The following is a 21728-nucleotide window of genomic DNA, read 5'->3' on the forward strand; positions in this document are numbered from 1 at the left end:
GTGCGGCTGCCGCAGGAAACAATCCGGGCCAAGCGCGACGGGCTTGCCCTCGATCCGGAGGCGATCGAAACGTTTGTCCGCGGCCTCACCGACGGCGGGGTGGGAGAGGGACAGGCGGCGGCTTTCGCCATGGCGGTCTTCTTCCGCGGGCTGTCGCTGCCGGAACGGGTGGCGCTGACCCGCGCCATGGCGGAATCGGGCCGCGTCCTCACCTGGGACCTGCCCGGGCCGGTCCTCGACAAGCACTCGACCGGTGGCATCGGCGATGCGGTGAGCCTGCCGCTCGCTCCGATGGTGGCGGCCTGCGGCGGCTACGTGCCGATGATCTCCGGGCGCGGCCTCGGCCATACCGGCGGGACGCTGGACAAGCTCGGCAGCATCCCGGGCTACGACGCGACGCCGGGGCTCGACGCGTTCCGCCGGGTCGTCAAAGAGATCGGCTGTGCGATCATCGGCCAGACTGCCGATCTCGCCCCGGCCGACCGGCGCCTCTACGCGATCCGCGATGTCACCGGCACGGTCGAGTCGCGTGACCTGATCACCGCCTCGATCCTGTCGAAGAAGCTCGCCGCCGGGCTCGACGGGCTGGTGATGGACGTGAAGCAGGGCTCCGGCGCCTTCATGGAGAGCGTGGCGGAAGCGCGGGCGCTGGCTGAGAGCATCGTCACGGTGGCGGAGGGCGCCGGCCTGCGGACGGCCGCGCTGATCACCGACATGGACGCGCCGCTGGCCAGTGCGGCCGGCAACGCCGTCGAGGTCGCCTACGCGATCGACTACCTGACGGGTGCGCGCCGCGAGCCGCGCTTCCACGCGGTCACGGTGGCGCTGGGCGCGGAGATGCTGGTTGTCGGCGGTCTGGCGCCGGACCGCGACAGCGCCGCGGAGCGACTGGAGGAGGCCCTCGCGTCGGGCCGGGCGGCCGAATGTTTCGCCCGTATGGTCGCGGCTCTCGGCGGGCCGGGTGACCTTTTGAAGAAGCCCGCCTCACATCTGCCCGCCGCGCCGGTGCGGCGTCCGGTTCGTCAGGACGGAACCGTCGCGGGCGTTGCGACGCGGGCTCTGGGTTTGGCGGTGATCGGACTCGGGGGCGGCCGAACCCGGCCGGAGGACCCGATCGATCCGCGCGTCGGCTTCACGGATCTTGCCGCTCCCGGCGCATCCGGCGGCCTGCTCGGGATCGTCCACGCCGCCGATGAGGCCGGCGCGGATCGCGCCGAGGCCGCGTTGCGGGCTGCCTACCGCATGGGCGAGGCGCCGGTCGGCCGGCCGGCGGTCATCGAGCGCGTGGCCGGATCATAGATCCGTCTCTGAGCGGCAGTTCGGCCCCTCCCGCAGAGGGGGGAGGAGCGCGCAAGTCGATGGCGTTCAGCCGACGGTGCAGGACGTCGGCGCCTTTACGGGGGCAACAAGCGGGCGAGTGCCCGTCGGCCTCACCAGCGGCCGTGGCCGTGGCGATGGCCCCAGCCACCGTGATGATGGTGACGCGGCCCGAAACCGTGGTGGCGCCAGCCATAGTGGTGGCCGCGCCCCCAGCCGCCGTGATGGTGATGGTGCGGGCCGAAGCCGCGATGTCCCCAGCCGCCGTGGCCGTGGCCGTGGCCGTACCCGTACTGGACGGTGTGGATGTCGCTGGAGCCCGGCTGCAGCCCGGCGTCTCGGCTGAGGGGGGCGGCCATGGCGGGCGCCGCGAAGGCGAGGCCGCCGAAGGCCAGGGCGGCGGCCAGGCTATTCCGTACGGTCTTGGTGAACATCGGCGTTCTCCTGTTCCACGCCGGGCGCGCTGGGCATCCGGCCGTGTCTCAGGTGTGCGCCCTTTGAGTTGACGCAATTGTGAGCTGTTCGCTCAGGCCGTGTTCAGCTCAGGGACGGCGATAGACCCACACCCGCGCCGGCGGCAGGTTCAGCCAGACCCGACTGGAACGGTCGGCAGTGTAGCTGCCGGCCTCGCACCGTGCCGGGATCGGCGGCACGACCGCGTAGGTGAACTGCACGAACGGTGCGCCCGGCCGCATCAGGTCGTGGGCGGTGTTGAGCAGGTCCAGCCGCTGCTCCAGCGGCTTGGTGAACAGCGGCAGGCTCGAGATCGTCGCGGCCGCGGGCTGCGTCAGCACGTCCTTCAGGCTCGCGCGCATGTTGTAGGCGTCGCCCTGGATCACCTGGACGCCCGGGAAACGGTGGGTCAGAAGGCGGCAGAAATCGGGGTTGAATTCCACGAGGATCAGCCGCTCCGGCGCGACGCCGCGCCGGATCAGCGCCTCGGTCACCGGTCCGGTACCGGGACCGAGTTCGACCACCGGCCCTTCCAGCCGCGGGTCGACATAGGCGGCCATGGTCCGCGCGAGCATCTTGCCCGACGGCGTCACGGCGCCGGTGACGAGGGGACGCTCGAACCACGAGCGCAGGAACCGCGCTTCATCCTCCAGGGGGTCGCGCCGCGGCCCGAAAATCGCGCTCCTGCCGGCAGGAGCCTTCGCGTTGGGACGGCGGAGCGGCGGCAAGTCCTGGATTCCTTGATGCCGAATGAGAATGAAAGGCTAAAGAACGGCGCTGTCTTACAGTCAAGCCGGCGCCGCGCCTAGGGTATGCAAGCCACGCCGGCCGCTTGCATAACAGGTCTTCCCGGGTTTCGGATCCGGCCTCATGGCCGGACCGCGCTTCCGAAAAAGTCCCGAACCTTCGAGAAGAAGCCCGCGGATTCGGGATGATTCTCCGGAGAGGCGGACTGATCGAACTCCTGGAGCAGCTCGCGCTGTCGTTTGGTCAGGTTCTGCGGGGTCTCGACGAAGACCTGGATGTAGAGGTCGCCGACCTCCCGCGAGCGGAGCACCGGCATGCCCTTGCCCTTGATGCGGAACTGCTTGGCGGTCTGCGTGCCGGAGGGAATTCGCACCTGGGTCTGCGAGCCGTCGATCACCGGCACGGTGATCTCGCCCGACAGCGCGGCGGTGACCATCGAGATCGGCACACGGCAGAACAGGTCGGCGCCGTCGCGCTGGAAGAACTCGTGCTGCTTGATGGACAGGAAGACGTAGAGGTCCCCCGCCGGGCCACCGCGCAGCCCGCTCTCGCCCTCGCCGGCGAGCCGGATGCGCAGGCCGTCATCGACACCCGCCGGCACGTTGATCGAGAGGGTGCGTTCGCGGTTGACCCGGCCCGCGCCCTGGCAGGCCGTGCAGGGATCGTCGACGATCTCGCCGCGGCCATGGCAGTTCGGACACGTGCGTTCGATGGCGAAGAAGCCCTGCGCCGCCCGGACCCGGCCGTAGCCGGCGCAGGTCGGGCAGGTGCGCGGCTTCGACCCGGGCTTGGCGCCGGAACCGTCGCAGGCCTCGCAGGTCACCGAAGTCGGGATCTTGATGGTCTCGGCCTTGCCGGTGAAGGCCTCCTCCAGGGTGATCTCGAGATTGTAGCGCAGGTCGGCCCCGCGCTCGCGCCCCGGCGCACCGCCGCGTCCACCCCGGGCGCCACCGGCGCTGCGGCCGTCGCCGAAGAAATTGTCGAAGATGTCCGACATGAAGTCGCCGAACTCGTTGCCGAATCCGGGGCCGCCGCCCCCGCCCTGGCTGAAGGCCGCGTGGCCGAACCGGTCGTAGGCGGCGCGCTTCTGGCCGTCGGAGAGGCACTGATAGGCCTCGTTGATCTCCTTGAACTTGATCTCGGCGTCCTTGTCGCCGGGATTGCGGTCGGGATGATAGGTCATCGCGAGCTTGCGGAAGGCGACCTTCATCTCGCCTTCCGACGCGGTCTTGGTGACCCCCAGGATCTCGTAATAGTCCCGCTTCGACATCCCGCCCTCAGGTGCCTTCTCGTCCCGGCCCGACCTCGGATCGCGACGCTTCTAACATCGAGTCGTCATTCCGGGGCGCGGCCGACGAGCCCGGAATCCAGATGCGACGACGGCGCGGAAGCGCGATCTGTCGGCCGATCGTGGATTTCGGGCTCCGCTTCGCATTCCCGGAATGACGGAGCTTCTGAATACGCTGCCCACGCAAAGGCGGGGCCGGATTGCTCCGGCCCCGCGCGGTCTTAACAGAACCGCGCCTCAGGCGCGCTTCTTCTGGTCCTTCTCGTCGACCTCCTGGAAGTCGGCGTCGATGACGTCGTCCTTCTTCTCGGAGGCCGCCTCGGCACCGGCATCCGGGCCGGCGGCCTGGTTGGCGGCGTACATGGCCTCACCGAGCTTCATCGAGGCCTGCATCAGGTCCGTGGTGCGGGCCTTGATGGCCTCGACATCCTCACCCTCGAGCGCGGTCTTGAGCGCGGTCATCGCGGTCTCGATCGCGCCCTTGTCGGAGGCCGGCACCTTGTCGCCGTACTCGGACACCGACTTCTCGGTGGCGTGGATCAGGCTCTCGCCCTGGTTCTTCACCTCGACCAGTTCGCGCCGCTTCTTGTCGGCCTCGGCATTCGCCTCGGCGTCCTTGACCATGCGCTCGATATCGGCGTCCGAGAGGCCGCCCGAGGCCTGGATGCGGATCTGGTGCTCCTTGTTGGTCGCCTTGTCCTTCGCCGTCACGTTCACGATGCCGTTGGCGTCGATGTCGAAGGTCACCTCGATCTGCGGCATGCCGCGGGGCGCCGGCGGGATGCCGACGAGGTCGAACTGGCCGAGCAGCTTGTTGTCGGCCGCCATCTCGCGCTCGCCCTGGAAGACCCGGATCGTGACGGCGTTCTGGTTGTCCTCGGCCGTCGAGAAGGTCTGGGACTTCTTGGTCGGGATCGTGGTGTTGCGGTCGATGAGCCGGGTGAACACGCCACCCAGGGTCTCGATGCCCAGAGACAGCGGGGTCACGTCGAGGAGCAGCACGTCCTTGACGTCGCCCTGGAGCACGCCCGCCTGCACGGCGGCGCCGATGGCCACGACCTCATCCGGGTTGACGCCCTTGTGGGGCTCCTTGCCGAAGAAGGACTTCACCACCTCCTGGATCTTGGGCATGCGGATCATGCCGCCGACCAGAACCACCTCGTCGATCTCGGAGGCCGAGACGCCGGCATCCTTGAGGGCCTTGCGGCAGGGCTCAATCGTCCGCTGGACCAGATCGTCGACGAGCGACTCGAACTTCGCCCGGCTGAGCTTCAGCGCGAGGTGCTTCGGGCCGGTGTTGTCGGCGGTGATGTAGGGCAGGTTGATCTCGGTCTGGGTGGCCGAGGACAGCTCGATCTTCGCCTTCTCGGCGGCCTCCTTGAGGCGCTGGAGGGCGAGCTTGTCCTTGGTCAGGTCGATGCCCTGCTCCTTCTTGAACTCGGCCGTCAGGTACTCGACGATGCGGTTGTCGAAGTCCTCGCCGCCCAGGAAGGTGTCGCCGTTCGTCGACTTCACCTCGAACACGCCGTCGCCGATCTCGAGGATCGAGACGTCGAAGGTACCGCCGCCGAGGTCGTAGACCGCGATCGTGCCGGACTTCTTCTTGTCGAGGCCGTAGGCGAGCGCCGCCGCGGTCGGCTCGTTGATGATGCGCAGCACCTCGAGGCCCGCGATCTTGCCGGCATCCTTGGTGGCCTGACGCTGGGCGTCGTTGAAGTAGGCCGGCACCGTGATCACGGCCTGCGTGACCGGCTGGCCGAGATGCGACTCGGCGGTCTCCTTCATCTTCTGCAGCGTGAAGGCGGAGATCTGCGAGGGCGAGTACTTCTTGCCGTCCGCCTCGACCCAGGCGTCGCCGTTGTCGCCGCGGGCGATCTTGTAGGGCACGAGGCCCTTGTCCTTCTGGGTCATCGGGTCGTCGTAGGTCCGGCCGATGAGCCGCTTGATGGCGAAGAACGTGCGCTCGGGGTTCGTGACAGCCTGGCGCTTGGCCGGCTGGCCGACGAGCCGCTCGCCGTCATCCGTGAAGGCGACGATCGACGGCGTGGTGCGCGCGCCTTCCGAATTCTCAATGACCTTGGGCTGCGTGCCTTCCATCACGGCCACGCAGGAATTGGTGGTGCCGAGGTCGATGCCGATAACTTTACCCATGGTGGGATCCCTCTTTTCGTCGCGTTCAAGCAGACCGCCGAGCCCCGAAGCAGCTCGGCCCATGGCGGTGTACGGGGGTGATGTGAGTATGGGACCCGGGCCGGATCAAGGGCCGTGAACGGCTGAAACCCAGCGCGCAATCCCGCGTCGAGGGCGATATAAGAACCCCGTTCCGGGCTCGCAAGGCGAAGCCTGCGCGGCGGGGGCGCCGTCCGGAATCGCGCCATCTCCTTGTCATTCCGGCAGGATCTCGCCGCAGGCCACCCATCTGCCGGGTGGCGTGGCTGCATTTTGTTGCTCCGCTGCCACGTCGGCGCCATCGACGACGTGTTAACGTTTCGACAAGGGGTTGCGCGTGGCCCCGCCACTTCGTGCCCCTTCGTAGAGTCCGATGCGCCCGATCCGAAGCCTCCTGCTCCCGCTCCTGGCGGTCGCCGTCGTGGCGCCCGGGATGCTCGCCGCGCCCCCGGCGCAGGCCCAGAACTTCTTCGAGCGCCTGTTCGGCATCAAGCCGGAGCGACCGCCGATGCCGCCGCGCGGCCTGCCGGAGCCGTCGCCCGCCCCAGCGGCACCGGGCGAGCCGGGTCCGCCCGCGGCCCCAGAGGCGCCCCGGCCGGCCCCGGCCCCGGCCCGCCCGGTCGTGCTGAAGACGCCCTCCGAGGAAGGCGTGATCGGCCAGGATCTCCAGCTCAACGGCCTGGCCGGATCCCTGAAGCTGGAACGGTCCGGCACTACCGTCACGGCGCGGATCAAGCTGCCGGGGACCAAGATCTCGCAGCCGGCGGAATCCTGCACGGTTCCGCTCGCCGGCGGCAATCCGGTGACGCTCACCGCCGAGGGCAAGCCCGAAGGCGTGCCGCGCTTCGAGGCCGCCGGGGCGGAATGCCCGCTGCGCTTCGACGTGACCGAGGGGGGCATCCTGGTCTCGAGCCTGGGCGCGGGACCTGTCTGCACCTTCTCGGCGGCGGATTGCGCCACGACCCCGGTGGGCCTCTGGGGGCCAGCTGCCGCTACCCTGCTTCCGCGGGCCGGCGAATTCGACACGGCCCGCGGCGTCGCCGACAAGGCCGTGCGGGACAATTACAAGCTGATGACCCAGCGCGCCCGGCGCGAGGACGTGCGGCCGATCGTCAGCGAGCAGGCGGCCTTCTCGTCGGACCGGGAGCAGCTCTGCCGCACCTATGCGCGCGAGGGCACGCACGGGTTCTGCCATCTGCGGGTGACGGAGAACCGGGCCCTGGCCCTGGCAACCCGGCTGGGCGCCAACACGGCGACGCCCACTGCGGCCGTCGTGCCCCGCAGGCCACGTCCCAAACCGGCCGTGGAGGGCATGAACCCGGATGCGGTGGGCGGCGGCGACGCGCTGCCGGAATAGACGCTCCCGCAGCGAGGCGAGCCAGGGTCGCGCCACGACGGCACGCGTTGTGCCGCCAGATTGCTGTGCTCCGCTCGCGGAGGCGGAGACGCCCGAGCCTACGCGCCGGGCCGGTCAATCAGGCCCGGCCAGCTGTCATCGACAGCATAGCCGGATCGATGCCGTTGGCCCGCAGGGCGAGGTCGTACTTGGCGTCGAGGTCAGCGTTGAAGATCAGGGCGGGATCGGCCGGGCAGTTGAGCCAGCCGTTGGCCATGATCTCGCTCTCCAGCTGACCCGCCTGCCAGCCGGCATAGCCGAGCGCCAGGACGGCGCTCGCCGGCCCCTCGCCGCTGGCGATGGCACGGAGGATCTCCACCGTCGCGGTCAGGCAGATGCCGTCGTCGATGATCAGCGTCGATTGCTGGATATGGAAATCGTCGCTGTGGAGCACGAAGCCGCGCCGTCCCTCCACCGGGCCGCCCATCAGGACCGGCATATGGCCAACCCGCTCGCGCAGGCGAATCGCGTCCGCCTCGGGCGCCACATCGAGCTGAACCAGGAGGTCCGGCATGCTGATGTCGGTCGCCGCCTTGTTGACGATGATGCCCATGGCGCCGTCCGCGGAATGGGCGCAGATATAGATCACCGACCGGGCGAAGCGCTCGTCGGCCATGCCGGGCATCGCCACAAGGAACTGCCCGTCGAGGAAATTCGGGCCCGACAGCTCCGTCCGGAGCGGTGACGCTGCCGATGAGCGATCGGGCCTGCGATGCGGAGGGTGCGCCATGCATCCATGCTACGCCCCGTCCTCCGGTTGTCCAGCAGGCAAAAGGGACGCAGCAAGCCTCCCTCAAGCTTGTACGTGTTCCAATCCATGCTCCAGAATACCGGCGCCGCTCGTCGCCCGCTCGGGCATGGCCGCAGGAGCGGCATTCTTTGGAGCCGGCGCAGCCTTCATCAAGCTCCTCGGAGCCTGAAGGCGCGGTACGTCGGAATCGGCCGCATCCTCGACAGGCACCACCTGCCACGCTAGGTCAGGCGCGCTGCTCACGCGTGCCATCCCAGCGCGCGACAACGAGGGACCCGCGATGATCCAGGTCGGCGACCACCTGCCCCAGGCCACCTTCCGGGTGATCGGCCCCGAGGGCCCGATCGCGCGCACCACCGACGACGTGTTCAAGGGCCGCCGCGTGGTCCTGATCGGCGTGCCGGGCGCGTTCACGCCCAGCTGCCACCGCAACCACCTCCCGGGCTTCGTGACCCACAAGGACGAGATCCTCGCCCGCGGCGTCGACGCCATCGCGGTGACGAGCGTCAACGACGTCTTCGTGCTCGACGCGTGGTCGAAGGCGAGCGGCGCGGAAGGGCTGGAATTCCTCGCCGACGGCAATGCCGATTTCGCCAGGGCCCTTGGCCTGGAGATGGACGGCACGGGCTTCGGTCTCGGCATCCGCTCGAAGCGCTATTCGATGCTGGTCGAGGACGGCGTCGTCCGGATCCTGAACGTCGAGGAGACGCCCTCGAAGGCGGAGGCCTCGGGTGCCGAGGCGCTGCTGAAGGTCCTCTGAGGGCGCCCTGCGCCGCAGATCGGCCCTTTTAAGGCCACCTTCCGTCCGCTTGTGTCGCCGGGCTTTGCCCGGAGACCGGCCCCGAGGACCGCATGGCCTTCCTGAACGACCTGCCCATCGCCGAGCTGATCGCGAATTACGGATACATCGCGATCTTCGTGATCATCACCCTCGAGAGCGCCGGCGTGCCGTGCCCCGGCGAGACGGTGCTGATCTCGGCCGCCGTCTATGCCGGCAGCACCGGCAACCTGAATATCGGCTTGGTCATCGCCGCGGCCGCGGGGGCGGCGATCCTGGGGGACAATGTCGGCTACTGGGCGGGGCGGCGCTGGGGCATGCCCCTGCTCCTGCGCTACGGCCATCTCATCGCCCTCGACCACGGGCGGCTCAAGCTCGGCCAGTACCTGTTCCGCCAGCACGGCGGCAAGATCGTGTTCTTCGGCCGCTTCACCGCGATGCTGCGCGCCTACGCCGCCCTGCTCGCCGGGGTGAACCGCCTGGATGCCCGCCGCTTCTTCGCCTTCAACGCCCTCGGCGGCATCGTCTGGGCCGGTAGCATGGGCATCGGCTCGTACTATTGCGGGCGCCAGATCGAGCACATCGTCGGCCCGGTGGGGCTGACGCTGCTGGCACTCGTGGTTTTCGGCGGCCTGGCCCTGTGGCTCTTCGTGCGCCGCCACGAGGCGCGCCTGCTCAACGAGGCGGAGATCGCCATCCCCGGGCCGCTCGCCTGACGGCCGTCACGCCTCCGCGAGGTCGATCGCCTCGAGGGCGTCGTGATGCAGGAGGAGTACGCCGGTGGCCGTCGCGAGCCGGCGCGCCGCCGGCGTGAAGCCGGCATTCGAGACCACCGCCGCCCGGTCCCCAGCCCAGTAGCGCAGCGCCGCGGCCACTTCCTGCACGGCGGCGTTGCCGACGGGCTTGCTCAGCCGCTTGCATTGCACCACGAGGCGCAGCCCGTCCCGCACCGCGACGATGTCGGCGCCCTGATCGCCGCTCGCAGGCGTCCGGTGCGCCCGCCAGCCTGCCCGGGTCAGGCGCTCGGCGCAGTAGCGCTCGTAGTCGAGCCCGTCCCCGGGCGCCTCGTCCTCATCGGGTAGCGCGACGGCGGCCGCCTCAGCCTCGATGATCGCCAGCATCCGCTCGTGCTCCGCGTCGGCGAGGTCGGCGAAGCGGGGGCCGAGCTGCGGCAGGACGGTCCGGTCGAGGAAGTAGTCCCGCTCGCGCAGCCAGCCGTCCTCGATCCAGTTGCCGTAGGGATCGCAGTAGCTCTCCTGACGCCGCCGCAGCGCCAGGGTGTCGGCATGCGCCCGGGCGATCCGCCGCACCCGGGACCGGAACCGGCGCGGGCGCCCGAGATGCCGGAGCAGGATGAGAACGAGGGCAAGTCCCGTCGCGGCGAGCGCCGGCAGGCCGTACCAGAGCCCGAACGGGAGGCCGATGACGGCCGTCCAGAACAGGCGGGCGACGGGATTGGGCTTGCCGGGCATCGGGTCTCGGGGGCGCTGACGGGCCCCTGACCCTCGCAAGCGCGGCTTGCCCGAAGCCTAACCCGGATCCGAAAGCTGTGGATGCGGGCGGCGCGTCAGCCCTTCCGGCGCTGGTGGCCGAGGCCCATGCTCTTGGCGAGGCTGGATCGCGCCGCGGCGTAGTTCGGCGCGACCATCGGGTAGTCGGGCGGAAGACCCCATTTCCCCCGGTACTCCTCGGGCGTCAGGTTGTAGTGCGTCCGCAGGTGGCGCTTGAGCGACTTGAATTTCTTGCCGTCCTCCAGGCAGACGATGAAGTCGGGCTGGACCGAGCGCCGGACCGGCACGGCCGGCCGCAGCTCCTCCGCCGGCGGGGCGGCGGGCTCGCCGAGACCGTGCAGCGTCGCGTGGATAGCCGCGATGAGCCCGGGCAGGTCCGGCGCGGGGACCGGATTGTTGCTCACGAAGGCCGACACGATGTCGACGGACAGCGCGAGATAGTCCGGTTGCCCTTCACCCGTGGCGTCCATCCCAAAAACCTCCACTCGTTCCCAGCCGGCCGCCGACCGTCAGCGCCGGCCGGAATCTGTTTCTGCTCAACCCGATACAGGGTAGTTAAGGCGCAGTTACTATGGTGGTGTGAATTTAATAGCAAGACCAATCTACACCCGCTCACAAGTGTCGTCTTAGAGTGGATAAATGGCGATCGATATTGGAGAAAAGGCGGTCTGGACGGCTGCATCGAGCCTGCCATCCGATTTCCGGTCGTCGCGCGCCGTTCAGGCGTTGCAGGCGTGCCGGATCGCGCCATCTGGGGGGGCGGTGAGTGCGCGATGGGCCTCGCCCGATCGAACGTGAGCAAGGGTGACCAGATGCGTGCCGCCACGAACGGCTTGCGGGACCTCATCCCGTGACGGCGGCACCGTGAGCCGCCGGTCGTGAGCACCTACCGGTTCGACAAGCTGCTGGCGCCCCGCTCGATCGCCCTGGTCGGGGCGGTGGCACGCGAGGGATCGCTGGGGCGCAGCATGCTCGACAGCCTGCGCGCCGCGGGCTTCCCCGGCGCGATCATGCCGGTTCAGCCCGATCACGCGACCGTCGAGGGGCTGCCCTGCGTGCCGCGGGTCGCGGATCTGCCCGCAGCCCCCGACCTCGTTCTGATCGCGGTACCGCCGCCGAGCGTGCCAGAGGTCGTCGCGCAGGCGGCCGCGATCGGCGCCGGTGCGGCCGTGATCCTCACGGCCCGGCTCGGTTCCGGGCCGGACGATCCCGGTCCGGTCGCCCACCGGATCGCCCGCGCCCACGGCTTGCGCCTGCTCGGACCCGACAGCGCCGGCCTCGCGGTGCCGGGTGCCAAGCTCAATGCCAGCCTGTTCGCCCATGCGCCGAAGGCCGGCGATCTCGCCCTCGTCTCGCAATCCGGCACGGTCGCGGCGGCCATCGTCGCCTGGGGCGCCCGTCACGGGACCGGCTTCTCGGCCGTGCTGTCGCTGGGCAACGTCCTCGACATCGGCGTGGCCGATTGCCTGGATCATTTCGCCGCCGATTATCGCACCCGCGCGATCCTGCTCTGCCTGGACCGGGTCGCGGATGCCCGGCGTTTCATGTCGGCCGCCCGTGCCGCCGCCCGGGCCAAGCCCGTCGTGGTCTTGCGGGCCGGCCAGCACCGCCCCGACACCCGTGCCGCCGTCACCCATACCGGCGCCCTGGCCCGTCCGGACGCGGTCTATGCGGCGGCATTTCGCCGGGCCGGCCTGCTGGACGTGCCGGACCTCGACGCGATGTTCTCCGCCGTGGAGACCCTGGGGCGCCAGCGGCCGTTTCCAGGCCACCGGCTGGCGATCGTATCGAACGGCCGCGGCATCGGCCTCCTTGCCGCGGACCGGCTGATGGAGCGAGCCGGGACCCTGGCGGCGCCGGCCGAGGCGGAGGGGCGCGCGCCGGGCAACCCCCTCGATCTCGGCATCGATGCCGCCGGGCCCGCCTTCTCCGCCGCGCTGGCGCCGCTGCTGACGGACCGGACGAGCGACGCCGTTCTCGCCATCCACGTGCCCACCATCCGCTCGGAAGCGGGCGCGGTGGCCGAGGCCATCGCCGGAGCCGTCCGGGCTGCCCGCGCCGGCCAGACCCGCAAGAAGCCGGTCTTCGCGGTCACGCTGGGCGACGTGGAGGCGGGACGCGAGACCTTCGCGCAAGCCGGGATCCCGCACTTCACCACCGATTCCGAGGCGATCGAGGGCTTCCTGCATCTCGTGCGCTACCGCGAGGCGCAGGACGACCTGATGCGCACGCCGGACTCGCTGCCGCGGGACTTCTCCCCCGACACGGCGCGCGCCCGCTCGATCGTCGCCGGCGCCCTGCGCCAGGGCGCCGCCTGGCTCGATCCGGTGGCGGTGAACGGCCTCCTCGAGGCCTACGGGATCCCGACGGTTCCGATCACGCTGGCGCCCGATAAGGATGCGGCCGCGGCGGCCGCGTGGCCGATCATCGCCGCAGGCGGTGCGGTGGCGCTGAAGGTCGTCTCGCCGGACGTGGTGCACAAATCCGATATCGGCGGTGTCCATCTCGACCTCACCAGCGAGGCCGACGTCGCGGCGGCCGCCCGCAGCATCCTGTCGCGCGCGCGCCGGGAACGGCCTGACGCCCGGGTGACCGGCTTCGCCGTGCAGCCGATGATCCGCCGCGGCCAGCGCCGGGAGCTAATCGCCGGGCTCGCAGAGGATGCGGTGTTCGGTCCGGTGGTGGTCTTCGGCCGGGGCGGCACCGCCGTGGAGGTGATCGATGACCGCGCCCTTGGCCTGCCGCCCCTGGACCTGACCCTGGCGCGCGACCTCATCGCCCGCACCCGGGTCGCGCGGCGCCTCGAGGCTTACCGCGACGTGCCCGCCGCCGATCTCGGGGCGATCGCGCTGACGCTGGTGAAGCTGTCCCAGCTCGCCGCTGACCTGCCGCAGGTCCGCGAACTCGACATCAACCCGCTCCTGGCCGACGAGACCGGCGTGCTGGCCCTCGACGCTCGGGTCCGAATTGGCCGCGCCGAGCGCGGCGCCCAAGGCCGCGGCCATCCGCGCTTTGCGATCCGGCCCTATCCGGCCGAATGGGTCCGGACGCTCAACCTCAAGGACCGAACCGTGCGGGTGCGTCCGGTGCGTCCGGAGGACGAGGGCCTGTTCCTGAGCTTCTTCAAGGGACTCGATCCGGAGGATCTGCGGCTGCGGTTCTTCGGCCCGGTGCGCGAGTTCAGCCACGCCTTCCTGGCCCGTCTGACGCAGCTCGATTATGCCCGCGCCATCGCGTTCGTGGCCACGGAGATCGAACCGGCCGGCGGCGAGCGCATGCTCGGCGCGGTTCGGCTCCACGCCGATGCCAACCACGAGAGCGGCGAGTACGCGATTGCGGTGGGCCGCGATGTCCGGGGAACCGGCCTCGCCTTCGCGTTGATGCGCCTCATGATCGACTGGGCGCGTTCCGAGGGTATCGGGCGAGTCGAGGGGTCGGTGCTGGCCGAGAACCGACCGATGCTGGCGGTGTGCCGGCGCCTGGGCTTCACGCAGGGGCGCGATCCGGATGATCCGGGTCTGGTGAAGGTGCACCTCGATCTCGCCGCCAGCTAGATGCGGTCCGGTGCCGGTGGACGTTCCTGGTCCAGACGCGGAGCGCGAACAGGCCCGAATTCAGCTCCGTCGGACCCTCGGCGTTCGTCCGCACATCGCTCCGGTCGGGATCGGTCGAGCTGTTCGGACGTATGCTTGGGATGCGGCGCTCCGTCCAAGGCCGCCGCCGGTTCAATGCCATGGCTCGGCGCGCCGCCTCTCCGTGAGGTTCCGGTGCTCCGAGAATCGCTGAGCCGGATCAGGCTCAGCGGGGCGATCCGGCGATGACAAACTAAGGCGCACTGGCCGGCCGAGCCGGCGCTGACTTCACCGGCGCGGATTTGACCGTTGCAGGTTGGATCGGCGCAGGCTTGGCCGACGCTGCCCGCGCTGGAGCCGCTTTTGCGTCGTGTGGGGTGCCCGCCTGAGGCGTAGCCGGCGGAGCACTGGCGAGGGCCGGCTTCGCACTGCCGGCATCGACACCCGCCGGCGCAACGTGCGGGAGCGCGCCGGTGGCCGCCGGTTCTGGAGCCGGTGTGTCGAGGTTGTAGATGTCGTCGCGGAAATGCGCCTTCCCATCCGGCGTGGCGAAGCCGGTGAGATAGACGAAGGTCACCGGGATCGGCTTGGTGAGCTTGATGTCGCGACGCTCGCCATCGGCGATACCGGTCTCGATCTCGATCGGTCCCCAGCTCGTGCCCGGCCCGTTCGGACCATCGGTGCCCTGCAGCAGCCAGCCCACGAGTTCCTTGACCTGCCCGACCCGAACGCAGCCATGGCTGTGGAAGCGCACGCTCGCGGCGAAGAGCGATTTTGCCGGCGTATCGTGCATGTAGACGGCAAAGCGGTTCGGCATGTCGATCCGCACCTGGCCCAGCGAATTGTCGAAGCCGGAATCCTGACGCAGCGTGTAGTTGACCGCCTTCTCGCCCGCCCAGTCGATCCGGGTCGGATCGACTTCCCCGGAGGGCCCCAGGATCCGAATGTGGTTCTTGGCGAGATAACCCAGATTCTTGCGCATCTGCGGGATGATCTCGTTCTTCACCACCGAGGCCGGCACGGTCCAGGTCGGGTTGAAGTTGATGTCGGTGATCCGCGTCTCGACCGCCGGCGTCGCCTTGTCGGGCGAGCCGACCACCGCGACGTAGCGGCGCGCCACCGCCCCGTTCTCCACCGCCTCCACGGCGGCGGACGGGATGTTGACCACGACGTAGCGCTCGCCGAACGGGAATTTCGAGCCCATCAGCCTGGCCGCGGAGGCCGCGAGCTGGCGCTGGCGCACTGATGCGGGCACGTTGAGCGCGTTAATCGTAAGCCGGCCAAGGATCCCGCTATCGGGCAAGCCGTGGCGTCCCTGGAAGGCCGTGATCGCCGCCACCAGAGGCGGATCGAGCCGGTCGCTGGGCGGGGCATCCGCCGACAGGTCGCCGGTGAGAGTGAGGTGATGGCGCAGGGCCGGGATCGCCGGATGGCGCTCACCGGGCTTGAGGCGTGCAAGATCCTCGGGCAGCCGCTCCCAGCCGCCGGCTTCCGCGAAGGCCGCGTAGCGGTCGGCCGCCCGGAGCGTGTCGAGGAAGGTCCGGGGGGTCAGCGTCGGGTTCGGATCGGTGGAGACCTTGGCGTAGACCAGAGGCGCCGGCTCGCGGGATTTCTTGGCCGCCTCCTGAGGCTTGGCCTGCTGGGATTTGGCATCCTGCGATTTGGCCTGCCCTGGGCTTGGCTCCGGGGCGGCCGCGCTCGCCTTGGATTCCGCCGGCTTGGTATCGGCCCCCCTGGCCTCGCCCGCCTTGCCGGCCGTGCCCTTCGCCTCCGGCGTCCGAGATTCCTGCCCCTTGGCCGCCTCCAGCGCCGCGCCGGCGGGCGGTACGGTGACCGGAACGGCCAGGGGCGGCACCGGAACCGGGCTGCCCTGGGCCGCGCCGGTCCCCTGGGCCAGAGCCTCGACCGGTGCCCCGAGCAGCGCCAGCAGCGACAGGCCCGCGCCGAGCGCGGCGTGCGGGCGGGCGTGACGGCGGGGCTGGACCGGGACCATACGCAACACTCCCGACGGCGCCCGAGACGGGGCGGTCGGGCGGGATCATGGACGGCCGTGGTTACCAATCTCCTCCGGTCTTTCTTGGGCTCCGAGGGAGGGATTCACCATCCGGACACTGGTTCAGGCGCTCAGCGGGCGGTGCGGATGTCGGTGCGCGCGAAAAGCGCGCTTATGCTGTGCGGTCAAAGCGCGACGCGAGATCGACCTCCGCCATGCCGGATTCCGGAATCCTGGTCCCGAAGACGATGCCATACCTGCCGCAGCTCGACGGGGTGCGGGCGGTCGCCATCCTGATCGTCTTCGCGGCCCATTGTGGCTACAGCCACTTGGTACCGGGCGGCTTCGGTGTGACCGTCTTCTTCTTCCTCAGCGGCTACCTGATCACCACGCTCCTGCGGATCGAGCGGGGTCAGACGGGCCGGGTATCGCTCTCGGCCTTCTACCTCCGGCGCAGCCTGCGCATCCTGCCGCCGATGTACCTGACCCTGCTTGCCTCCGGCGCGCTCAACGCCGCAGGGTTGCTGGACTGGATGCCGGTTGAACCGGCGGCGATCCTCGGACAGGCGACGTTCCTGACGAACTATCCCGGCCTGTTCGGCACCGAGGCGGTGCTGCCGGTGCCGCTGTGGAGCCTCGCCATCGAGGAGCACTTCTACCTCGTTTTCCCGCTGGCCTTCGTGCTCTGGCTCGGGCGCCTGCGGCCGCGCCGTGCGGCGCTGGCCTGCCTGGGGCTCTGCGCGGTGGTCCTGGCGATCCGGTGCGTGAACGTCTGGCGGCTGCCGGATTACAGCCTGAACTACAGCTGGACCCACACCCGGATCGACGCGATCCTGTTCGGCTGCTGCCTCGGGTTATGGAACAACCCGGTGATCCCGGCCGACCGGGCGTGGCGCCCCACGCTCTGGCACGTCGCGGCCAGCCTCGCGGTCATCCTCGGGACCCTGGCAATCCGCGATCCCGCGTTCCGGGAGAGCCTGCGCTACACGCTCCAGAGCGCCGCCCTGTTCGTGCCCTTCGCGTACCTGCTCCACGGCGAGGGGCCCGCGGTGCGGCTGCTGGCGAGCCGGCCGATGCGTCAGCTCGGGCTGTGGTCCTACAGCTTCTACCTCGCGCACATGACCGTGGTGGCCCTGGTGCTGCACCTGCGGCCCGGGCTGCACGGCGTCGGGCTGATGCTGGCGGCCTTCCCGGTGACCTTGCTGTGGTGCTGGGGGATGTACGGGCTCGTCGAGCGCCCCTGCGCGCGCCTCCGCCGCCGCCTCCTGGCGGATCGGCCGCAGGAGCCGAGCCTGGCCGAGGGCGGCCGCCGAGCCGGGGTCACGCCCGCCTGAGCGTCTCGCGGGCGGCCCTGTGATCCGGCGCGGCCTCGAAGGCCGCCTTCAGGGCGTGCCACAGGGGCTTGCGCCGGAACTGCGCGTCGAGCGGCAGGGCCCGCTGCGGCAGGCCGTCGGGCCGCTTGCGGTAGGGGTGGTCGTTCAGCCACGTGTCCGGGTCGTAGATGTCCCAGGTCAGGACGTCGAGGCAGGCCGGCTCGTCCAGCACCACGTCGAGGTAGCGCCTTGCGTAATCGGCCACCATCCGGTCGCGGGTCGCCACGTCGGACGGGAAGGCGCGGTCGTCGATGTCGAGTTCGGTGATCTCGATCCCGAGCCCCATCTGGCCGATCTCCCGCAGGAAGCGCCGCAGCTGGCCCTGGTCGATCGGGATCGTGCTGGTGAGGTGCGACTGAAGCCCGAAACGCCGGATCGGCACGCCGCGGGACCGCATCGCCTCCAGGCGGCGCAGCACCTTGGTGCGCTTGGCCTCCATCCAGGGGACGCCCTGCTCCACCGCGTCCTCGTTCCACGTGCCGGCGGCGGCCGGATCGGTCTCGTGCAGAATGCGGAAGGCGAGATCGACGTAGCCGGGGCCGATCGCGGCGAGCCAGGGGGAGTCGCGCAGGCCGCCGCCGCGGTCGGGGTCGGCCTCGTTGCCGAGGATCTCGTTGACCACGTCCCAGGCGACGATCTGGCCCCGGTAATGGCCCGCCACCGTCTCGATCCAGCGCCGCATGAAGTCCTCGGCCTGGACGGCGCTCGCCCGGCCGAGCAGCGGCCCGACCCAGGGCGGCAGCGCCGCGTGCCAGACGAGCGTATGGCCGCGCATGCGCTGGCCGTTCCCCCTGGCGAAGCGCAGGATCGCATCGCCGCGGGCGAAGTCGGTCTTGCCGGGCGCCGGCAGGACCTCCTCCATCTTCATCTCGGTGCCGCAGACGAGGATGCCACATTCCCGCGCCACCGCCTGACGGTAGGCGGGCGTCGCGTCGAAGCGGTGGAACGGCACCTCGCAGCCGTACGTCAGGCCCTTGGCGGCCGCGGCGGCCTGGAGGCTGTCACCCGACCAGGACGGCCGTCCCAGGGGCCCGAACCCCGCCGGGCCGGCCGCTCGCGCCGCGTTGGCGAGGCCGAGGGACGCCGCGCCGGCGAGGATCGACCGGCGGCTCGGGGGAGGGGACATCCGGGTGCTTCGTTCCGAGAGGTGTTCCGCCACCCTAGCAGAAGCCGCCGCAGCGGCGATCCGTTGGTTCTGCCGGCGCGCGCGCGGTCCGGCCGCCAACTCGCCTTCCTGTCGGGTTGCCCCATCTGAAGGGCGCCAGTCAGCCGAGGATCCGTCATGAGCCAGCACCCCGCGATCAGCCCGGGCCGCAGCGCGATCGTCACCGGCGCCGCGAGCGGCATCGGGCTCGCCGCCGCGCAGGCCTTCGCGCGGGCCGGCATGAATGTCTGGCTCGCGGATCTGCCGGGGCCGGCCCTGGACGCGGCCCGGGCCGCCGTGGCCGAACTCGCCGCCGTCGAGGTCCGGGCCGTGCCCACCGACGTGTCGGATCGCGGAGCGATGGAGGCCCTGGCGGCCGCCGCCGGCCGGGCCGGACCGCCGGCCCTGGTGATGCTGAATGCCGGGATCGAGGCCGGCGGAAAATTGTTCTCCGACGCCGACACCTGGACGCGGATCCTGGGCACCAATCTCGGTGGCGTGGTCAACGGCATCCACGCCTTCGCGCCCGGCATGATCGAAGGCGGCAAGCCCGGGGCGATCATCGTCACCGGCTCGAAGCAGGGCATCACCACGCCGCCGGGCAACGCGCCCTACAACGTCTCGAAGGCGGGGGTGAAGGCGGTCACCGAGGCGCTCGCCCACGAGCTGCGCAACCGGGAGGGCTGCCACACCACCGCCCACCTGCTGATCCCGGGCTTCGTCTACACGGGTCTCACGAAGGCGCGCGGCGTCGCCGAGAAGCCCGCCGGGGCCTGGACGCCCGACGAGACCGTGGCCTTCCTGCTGGAGCGGCTCGCCGCCGGCGACTTCTACATCCTCTGCCCCGACAACGAGACCACGCGGGCCCAGGATCAGAAGCGGATCGCCTGGGCGGCCGGCGACATCGTCGAGAACCGGCCCGCCCTGTCGCGCTGGCATCCGGACTATGCCGAGGCGTTCAAGCGATACATGGAGGGGTGACCCACGCGGCCTCGCGCTGCCCTGGGTCACTTCGCTCCGCTCGTGATGACGGAGGAGCGAGACCCGTCGCGTGACTGCGCGGGATGCCGCGTTCGCCGTCTTTGCGAGCGCAGCGAAGCAATCCAGGGATCCGCGACGCCGGACCCGTTCACGCGAGATCGGGATACAGGTCGTTCCAGTCCGGATTCATCGCCTCGATCAGCGCGAGCTTCTTCTTCCGTGAGCCCGCCTTGATCTGCTTCTCGCGGGTGATGGCCTCATTCATCGTCGGATAGCGCTCGTACCAGACGAGGCGTTCGCAAGCGTAGCGGCTCGTGAAACCGGGAAGCAGCGCCTCCCGGTGCTCGCAGACCCGCCTGGCGAGGTTCGAGGTCACGCCGGTGTAGAGCGTGCCGTTGCGGCGGCTCGCCATGATGTAGACGGCCGGCTCGCGCATCGTGCTGTCCTTCGGCGCCGCCGCGCTGCCCTGGGTTGCTTCGCTGCGCTCGCAAGGACGGAGCGTGGCAGCGTGGACTTGCCCGGATCTGTCCCAGCCGCCCCCTGAACCGGACAGCGCTGGCCTGCGCCCCTCGTCTGGCGAAGCCCTTGCACACGGGCTAGGTCAGTGCGACGCAGCCGCCGCACGAGACCAGCGCACGACACCCGGGAGCCGCACTTGGCCACGATCATCCCCGTCGCTTCCTTCGACTGCGTCGTGTTCGGCGCGACCGGCGATCTGACCGCGCGAAAGCTGCTGCCGGCGCTGTTCTACCGATTCCGCGACGGCCAGATCCCCGAGACCAGCCGGATCATCGGCGCCTCGCGCTCGGAATTGTCCCTCGACGCGTTCCGCGAGCACGCCCGCGACGCGCTCAAGCGTTTCGTCCCCGCAGCCGACCTGACCGATGACATGCTCGAGCGGTTCCTCGACCACGTCGATTACGTCGCGGTCGATGGCGCCGGCGACAGCGGTTGGACCGACCTCGTCGCCAAGCTCGACGAGCGGCCCGACCAGGTCCGGCCCTACTACCTTGCCACCTCGCCCGACCTCTACGGCTCGATCTGCCGCAACCTCGCCGCCCACGGGCTCGTCGGCGAGAAGTCCCGCGTCGTGCTGGAGAAGCCGATCGGCAAGGATCTGAAATCGGCCCGGGCGATCAACGACGCGGTCGGCGAGGTCTTCCCGGAATCGCAGATCTTCCGGATCGATCACTATCTCGGCAAGGAGACGGTCCAGAATCTGCTGTCACTCCGCTTTGCCAACACAATCTTCGAGCGGCTCTGGACGTCGGACGTGATCGACCATGTCCAGATTACGGTCGCCGAGACCGTCGGCGTCGAGGGCCGGGCCGGCTACTACGACACGTCGGGCGCGATGCGCGACATGCTGCAGAACCACATCCTGCAGCTCCTCTGCCTCACCGCCATGGAGAGCCCGCTCAATCTCGAGGCGAACTCGGTCCGCGACGAGAAACTGAAGGTGCTGCGCGCCCTCAAGCCGATCACCAGCCAGGACATCCCCCTCGTGACCGTCCGCGGCCAGTACGTGGCCGGCGCGGTCGACGGGAAGCCTGTGGAGGGTTACCTCGCCGAACTCGGCCACGAGAGCCGGACCGAGACCTTCGTGGCCATGAAGGTTGAGATCCAGTCCGGACGCTGGGCCGGCGTGCCGTTCTACCTGCGCACCGGCAAGCGCCTGCCCCAGAAGCTCTCCGAAATCGTGGTGCAGTTCCGCGCCTCGCCGTTCTCGATCTTTCCCGAGGAGGCGTTCGGCCGCGAGCCGAACCGCCTCGTGATCCGACTGCAGCCGCAGGAGGGCATGAAGCTCGAGGTGATGACCAAGGATCCGGGACCCGGCGGCCTGCGCCTGCGCCCGACCGACCTCGACATCTCCTTCGAGGAGACCTTCAAGCAGCGTTACCCTGACGCCTACGAGCGCCTGCTGATGGACGTGGTCCGCGGCAACGCGACGCTGTTCATGCGCCGTGACGAGGTCGAGGCCGCCTGGGCCTGGGCGGATGGCGTGCTCAAGGCCTGGGCCGACCGGCCCGAGGCGCCCCGGCCCTACCCGGCCGGGAGCTGGGGCCCGACCGCCGCCATTGCGCTGATCGAGCGCGACGGCCGCACGTGGCACGAGGAGCTGCGCTGAGGAGATGCGGCAACGACGTTCCGCGGCTTACGGCCAAGCTGCCTTGATACGGTCAAGCCAGATGTGAAATCTGTCTGTGCCGCCGGACACCGCCCCGCGAGAGGGCGGATACGGCTCAGCACGAGGG

General features: G+C 70.1%; 18 protein-coding genes. 8 read left to right on the top strand and 10 right to left on the bottom strand.

Annotation, left to right across the window (positions count from 1 at the left end; translation table 11 throughout):
- Positions 1–1299, top strand: coding sequence for a thymidine phosphorylase (deoA, locus tag BLT59_RS07240; protein WP_091777951.1), 1299 nt, complete (start codon positions 1–3; stop codon positions 1297–1299).
- Positions 1300–1430: 131 nt separating this feature from the next.
- On the opposite strand, the gene BLT59_RS07245 is transcribed toward deoA, so the two are convergent.
- The 4 genes from BLT59_RS07245 to dnaK all read right to left on the bottom strand — a co-directional run bounded on the left by BLT59_RS07245 (position 1431) and on the right by dnaK (position 5956).
- Entirely contained in the window at positions 1431–1751 is a 321-nt protein-coding gene (locus BLT59_RS07245; protein ID WP_091777953.1) for a hypothetical protein, read from the bottom strand.
- 108 nt (positions 1752–1859) lie between these two features.
- The gene (locus BLT59_RS07250) at positions 1860–2498 is read right to left on the bottom strand and encodes a class I SAM-dependent methyltransferase (RefSeq protein WP_091777955.1); all 639 of its coding nucleotides are present in this window, start codon (positions 2496–2498) and stop codon (positions 1860–1862) included.
- Positions 2499–2638: 140 nt separating this feature from the next.
- Complete coding sequence (gene dnaJ / locus BLT59_RS07255; protein WP_091777957.1) at positions 2639–3787, bottom strand: molecular chaperone DnaJ; 1149 nt, start codon at positions 3785–3787, stop codon at positions 2639–2641.
- A gap of 255 nt (positions 3788–4042) precedes the next feature.
- Positions 4043–5956 carry a molecular chaperone DnaK gene (gene dnaK / locus BLT59_RS07260; protein ID WP_091777959.1) on the bottom strand — a complete coding sequence of 638 codons (1914 nt, stop codon included), beginning with the start codon at positions 5954–5956 and terminating at the stop codon, positions 4043–4045.
- A 391-nt stretch (positions 5957–6347) separates the two neighbouring features.
- Here dnaK and BLT59_RS07265 point away from each other — a divergent pair, with 391 nt between their 5' ends.
- Positions 6348–7331 carry a hypothetical protein gene (locus tag BLT59_RS07265; RefSeq protein WP_091777961.1) on the top strand — a complete coding sequence of 328 codons (984 nt, stop codon included), beginning with the start codon at positions 6348–6350 and terminating at the stop codon, positions 7329–7331.
- 118 nt (positions 7332–7449) lie between these two features.
- Here BLT59_RS07265 and BLT59_RS07270 read toward each other — a convergent pair whose 3' ends face one another.
- On the bottom strand, positions 7450–8100 hold the full coding sequence (locus BLT59_RS07270) for a YqgE/AlgH family protein (RefSeq protein WP_280141037.1): 651 nt from the start codon (positions 8098–8100) through the stop codon (positions 7450–7452).
- A 301-nt stretch (positions 8101–8401) separates the two neighbouring features.
- Here BLT59_RS07270 and BLT59_RS07275 point away from each other — a divergent pair, with 301 nt between their 5' ends.
- A complete protein-coding gene (locus tag BLT59_RS07275; protein ID WP_091777962.1) occupies positions 8402–8881 on the top strand; it encodes a peroxiredoxin in 480 nt (159 codons plus the stop codon).
- 92 nt (positions 8882–8973) lie between these two features.
- The gene (locus tag BLT59_RS07280) at positions 8974–9615 is read left to right on the top strand and encodes a DedA family protein (protein ID WP_091777964.1); all 642 of its coding nucleotides are present in this window, start codon (positions 8974–8976) and stop codon (positions 9613–9615) included.
- 6 nt (positions 9616–9621) lie between these two features.
- Here the strand turns inward: BLT59_RS07280 and BLT59_RS07285 are convergent, their stop codons facing one another.
- Together BLT59_RS07285 and BLT59_RS07290 are read right to left on the bottom strand one after the other, a co-directional pair.
- On the bottom strand, positions 9622–10371 hold the full coding sequence (locus BLT59_RS07285; RefSeq protein ID WP_091777967.1) for a restriction endonuclease: 750 nt from the start codon (positions 10369–10371) through the stop codon (positions 9622–9624).
- Positions 10372–10466: 95 nt separating this feature from the next.
- The gene (locus tag BLT59_RS07290; RefSeq protein ID WP_091777969.1) at positions 10467–10880 is read right to left on the bottom strand and encodes a Ros/MucR family transcriptional regulator; all 414 of its coding nucleotides are present in this window, start codon (positions 10878–10880) and stop codon (positions 10467–10469) included.
- Between the two features lie 408 nt (positions 10881–11288).
- On the opposite strand from BLT59_RS07290, the gene BLT59_RS07295 reads away from it, so the two are divergent.
- Positions 11289–13964 (top strand): bifunctional acetate--CoA ligase family protein/GNAT family N-acetyltransferase, encoded by a 2676-nt coding sequence (locus tag BLT59_RS07295; RefSeq protein WP_091777971.1) that lies wholly within the window; start codon positions 11289–11291, stop codon positions 13962–13964.
- Positions 13965–14235: 271 nt separating this feature from the next.
- On the opposite strand, the gene BLT59_RS07300 is transcribed toward BLT59_RS07295, so the two are convergent.
- A complete protein-coding gene (locus tag BLT59_RS07300; protein ID WP_091777973.1) occupies positions 14236–15975 on the bottom strand; it encodes a L,D-transpeptidase family protein in 1740 nt (579 codons plus the stop codon).
- 215 nt (positions 15976–16190) lie between these two features.
- On the opposite strand from BLT59_RS07300, the gene BLT59_RS07305 reads away from it, so the two are divergent.
- Positions 16191–17309 carry an acyltransferase family protein gene (locus BLT59_RS07305; RefSeq protein WP_091777975.1) on the top strand — a complete coding sequence of 373 codons (1119 nt, stop codon included), beginning with the start codon at positions 16191–16193 and terminating at the stop codon, positions 17307–17309.
- Here the strand turns inward: BLT59_RS07305 and BLT59_RS07310 are convergent.
- Positions 17296–18474: an endo-1,4-beta-xylanase gene (locus BLT59_RS07310; RefSeq protein WP_091777977.1), complete on the bottom strand. Its 1179-nt coding sequence runs from the start codon at positions 18472–18474 to the stop codon at positions 17296–17298. The genes BLT59_RS07305 and BLT59_RS07310 overlap by 14 nt on opposite strands.
- 156 nt (positions 18475–18630) lie before the next feature.
- On the opposite strand from BLT59_RS07310, the gene BLT59_RS07315 reads away from it, so the two are divergent.
- A complete protein-coding gene (locus tag BLT59_RS07315) occupies positions 18631–19473 on the top strand; it encodes an SDR family NAD(P)-dependent oxidoreductase (protein ID WP_091777980.1) in 843 nt (280 codons plus the stop codon).
- 148 nt (positions 19474–19621) lie between these two features.
- Here the strand turns inward: BLT59_RS07315 and BLT59_RS07320 are convergent, their stop codons facing one another.
- On the bottom strand, positions 19622–19909 hold the full coding sequence (locus BLT59_RS07320) for a GIY-YIG nuclease family protein (protein ID WP_091777982.1): 288 nt from the start codon (positions 19907–19909) through the stop codon (positions 19622–19624).
- 219 nt (positions 19910–20128) lie between these two features.
- On the opposite strand from BLT59_RS07320, the gene zwf reads away from it, so the two are divergent.
- Complete coding sequence (gene zwf, locus BLT59_RS07325) at positions 20129–21601, top strand: glucose-6-phosphate dehydrogenase (protein ID WP_091777984.1); 1473 nt, start codon at positions 20129–20131, stop codon at positions 21599–21601.
- The last annotated feature ends 127 nt before the right edge of the window (positions 21602–21728 follow it).

Source organism: Methylobacterium sp. UNC378MF (assembly GCF_900103195.1).
Lineage (GTDB): Bacteria > Pseudomonadota > Alphaproteobacteria > Rhizobiales > Beijerinckiaceae > Methylobacterium.

Excerpts from the sequence above, each read along its gene's own strand:
- BLT59_RS07245 (WP_091777953.1), bottom strand. The coding sequence starts at position 1,751 with ATGTTCACCAAGACCGTACGGAATAGCCTGGCCGCCGCCCTGGCCTTC.
- dnaK (WP_091777959.1), bottom strand. The coding sequence starts at position 5,956 with ATGGGTAAAGTTATCGGCATCGACCTCGGCACCACCAATTCCTGCGTG.
- BLT59_RS07265 (WP_091777961.1), top strand. The coding sequence starts at position 6,348 with ATGCGCCCGATCCGAAGCCTCCTGCTCCCGCTCCTGGCGGTCGCCGTC.
- dnaJ (WP_091777957.1), bottom strand. The coding sequence starts at position 3,787 with ATGTCGAAGCGGGACTATTACGAGATCCTGGGGGTCACCAAGACCGCG.
- BLT59_RS07285 (WP_091777967.1), bottom strand. The coding sequence starts at position 10,371 with ATGCCCGGCAAGCCCAATCCCGTCGCCCGCCTGTTCTGGACGGCCGTC.
- BLT59_RS07290 (WP_091777969.1), bottom strand. The coding sequence starts at position 10,880 with ATGGACGCCACGGGTGAAGGGCAACCGGACTATCTCGCGCTGTCCGTC.
- BLT59_RS07320 (WP_091777982.1), bottom strand. The coding sequence starts at position 19,909 with ATGCGCGAGCCGGCCGTCTACATCATGGCGAGCCGCCGCAACGGCACG.
- BLT59_RS07315 (WP_091777980.1), top strand. The coding sequence starts at position 18,631 with ATGAGCCAGCACCCCGCGATCAGCCCGGGCCGCAGCGCGATCGTCACC.
- BLT59_RS07305 (WP_091777975.1), top strand. The coding sequence starts at position 16,191 with ATGCCGGATTCCGGAATCCTGGTCCCGAAGACGATGCCATACCTGCCG.
- BLT59_RS07275 (WP_091777962.1), top strand. The coding sequence starts at position 8,402 with ATGATCCAGGTCGGCGACCACCTGCCCCAGGCCACCTTCCGGGTGATC.
- BLT59_RS07300 (WP_091777973.1), bottom strand. The coding sequence starts at position 15,975 with ATGGTCCCGGTCCAGCCCCGCCGTCACGCCCGCCCGCACGCCGCGCTC.
- BLT59_RS07280 (WP_091777964.1), top strand. The coding sequence starts at position 8,974 with ATGGCCTTCCTGAACGACCTGCCCATCGCCGAGCTGATCGCGAATTAC.
- BLT59_RS07270 (WP_280141037.1), bottom strand. The coding sequence starts at position 8,100 with ATGGCGCACCCTCCGCATCGCAGGCCCGATCGCTCATCGGCAGCGTCA.
- BLT59_RS07310 (WP_091777977.1), bottom strand. The coding sequence starts at position 18,474 with ATGTCCCCTCCCCCGAGCCGCCGGTCGATCCTCGCCGGCGCGGCGTCC.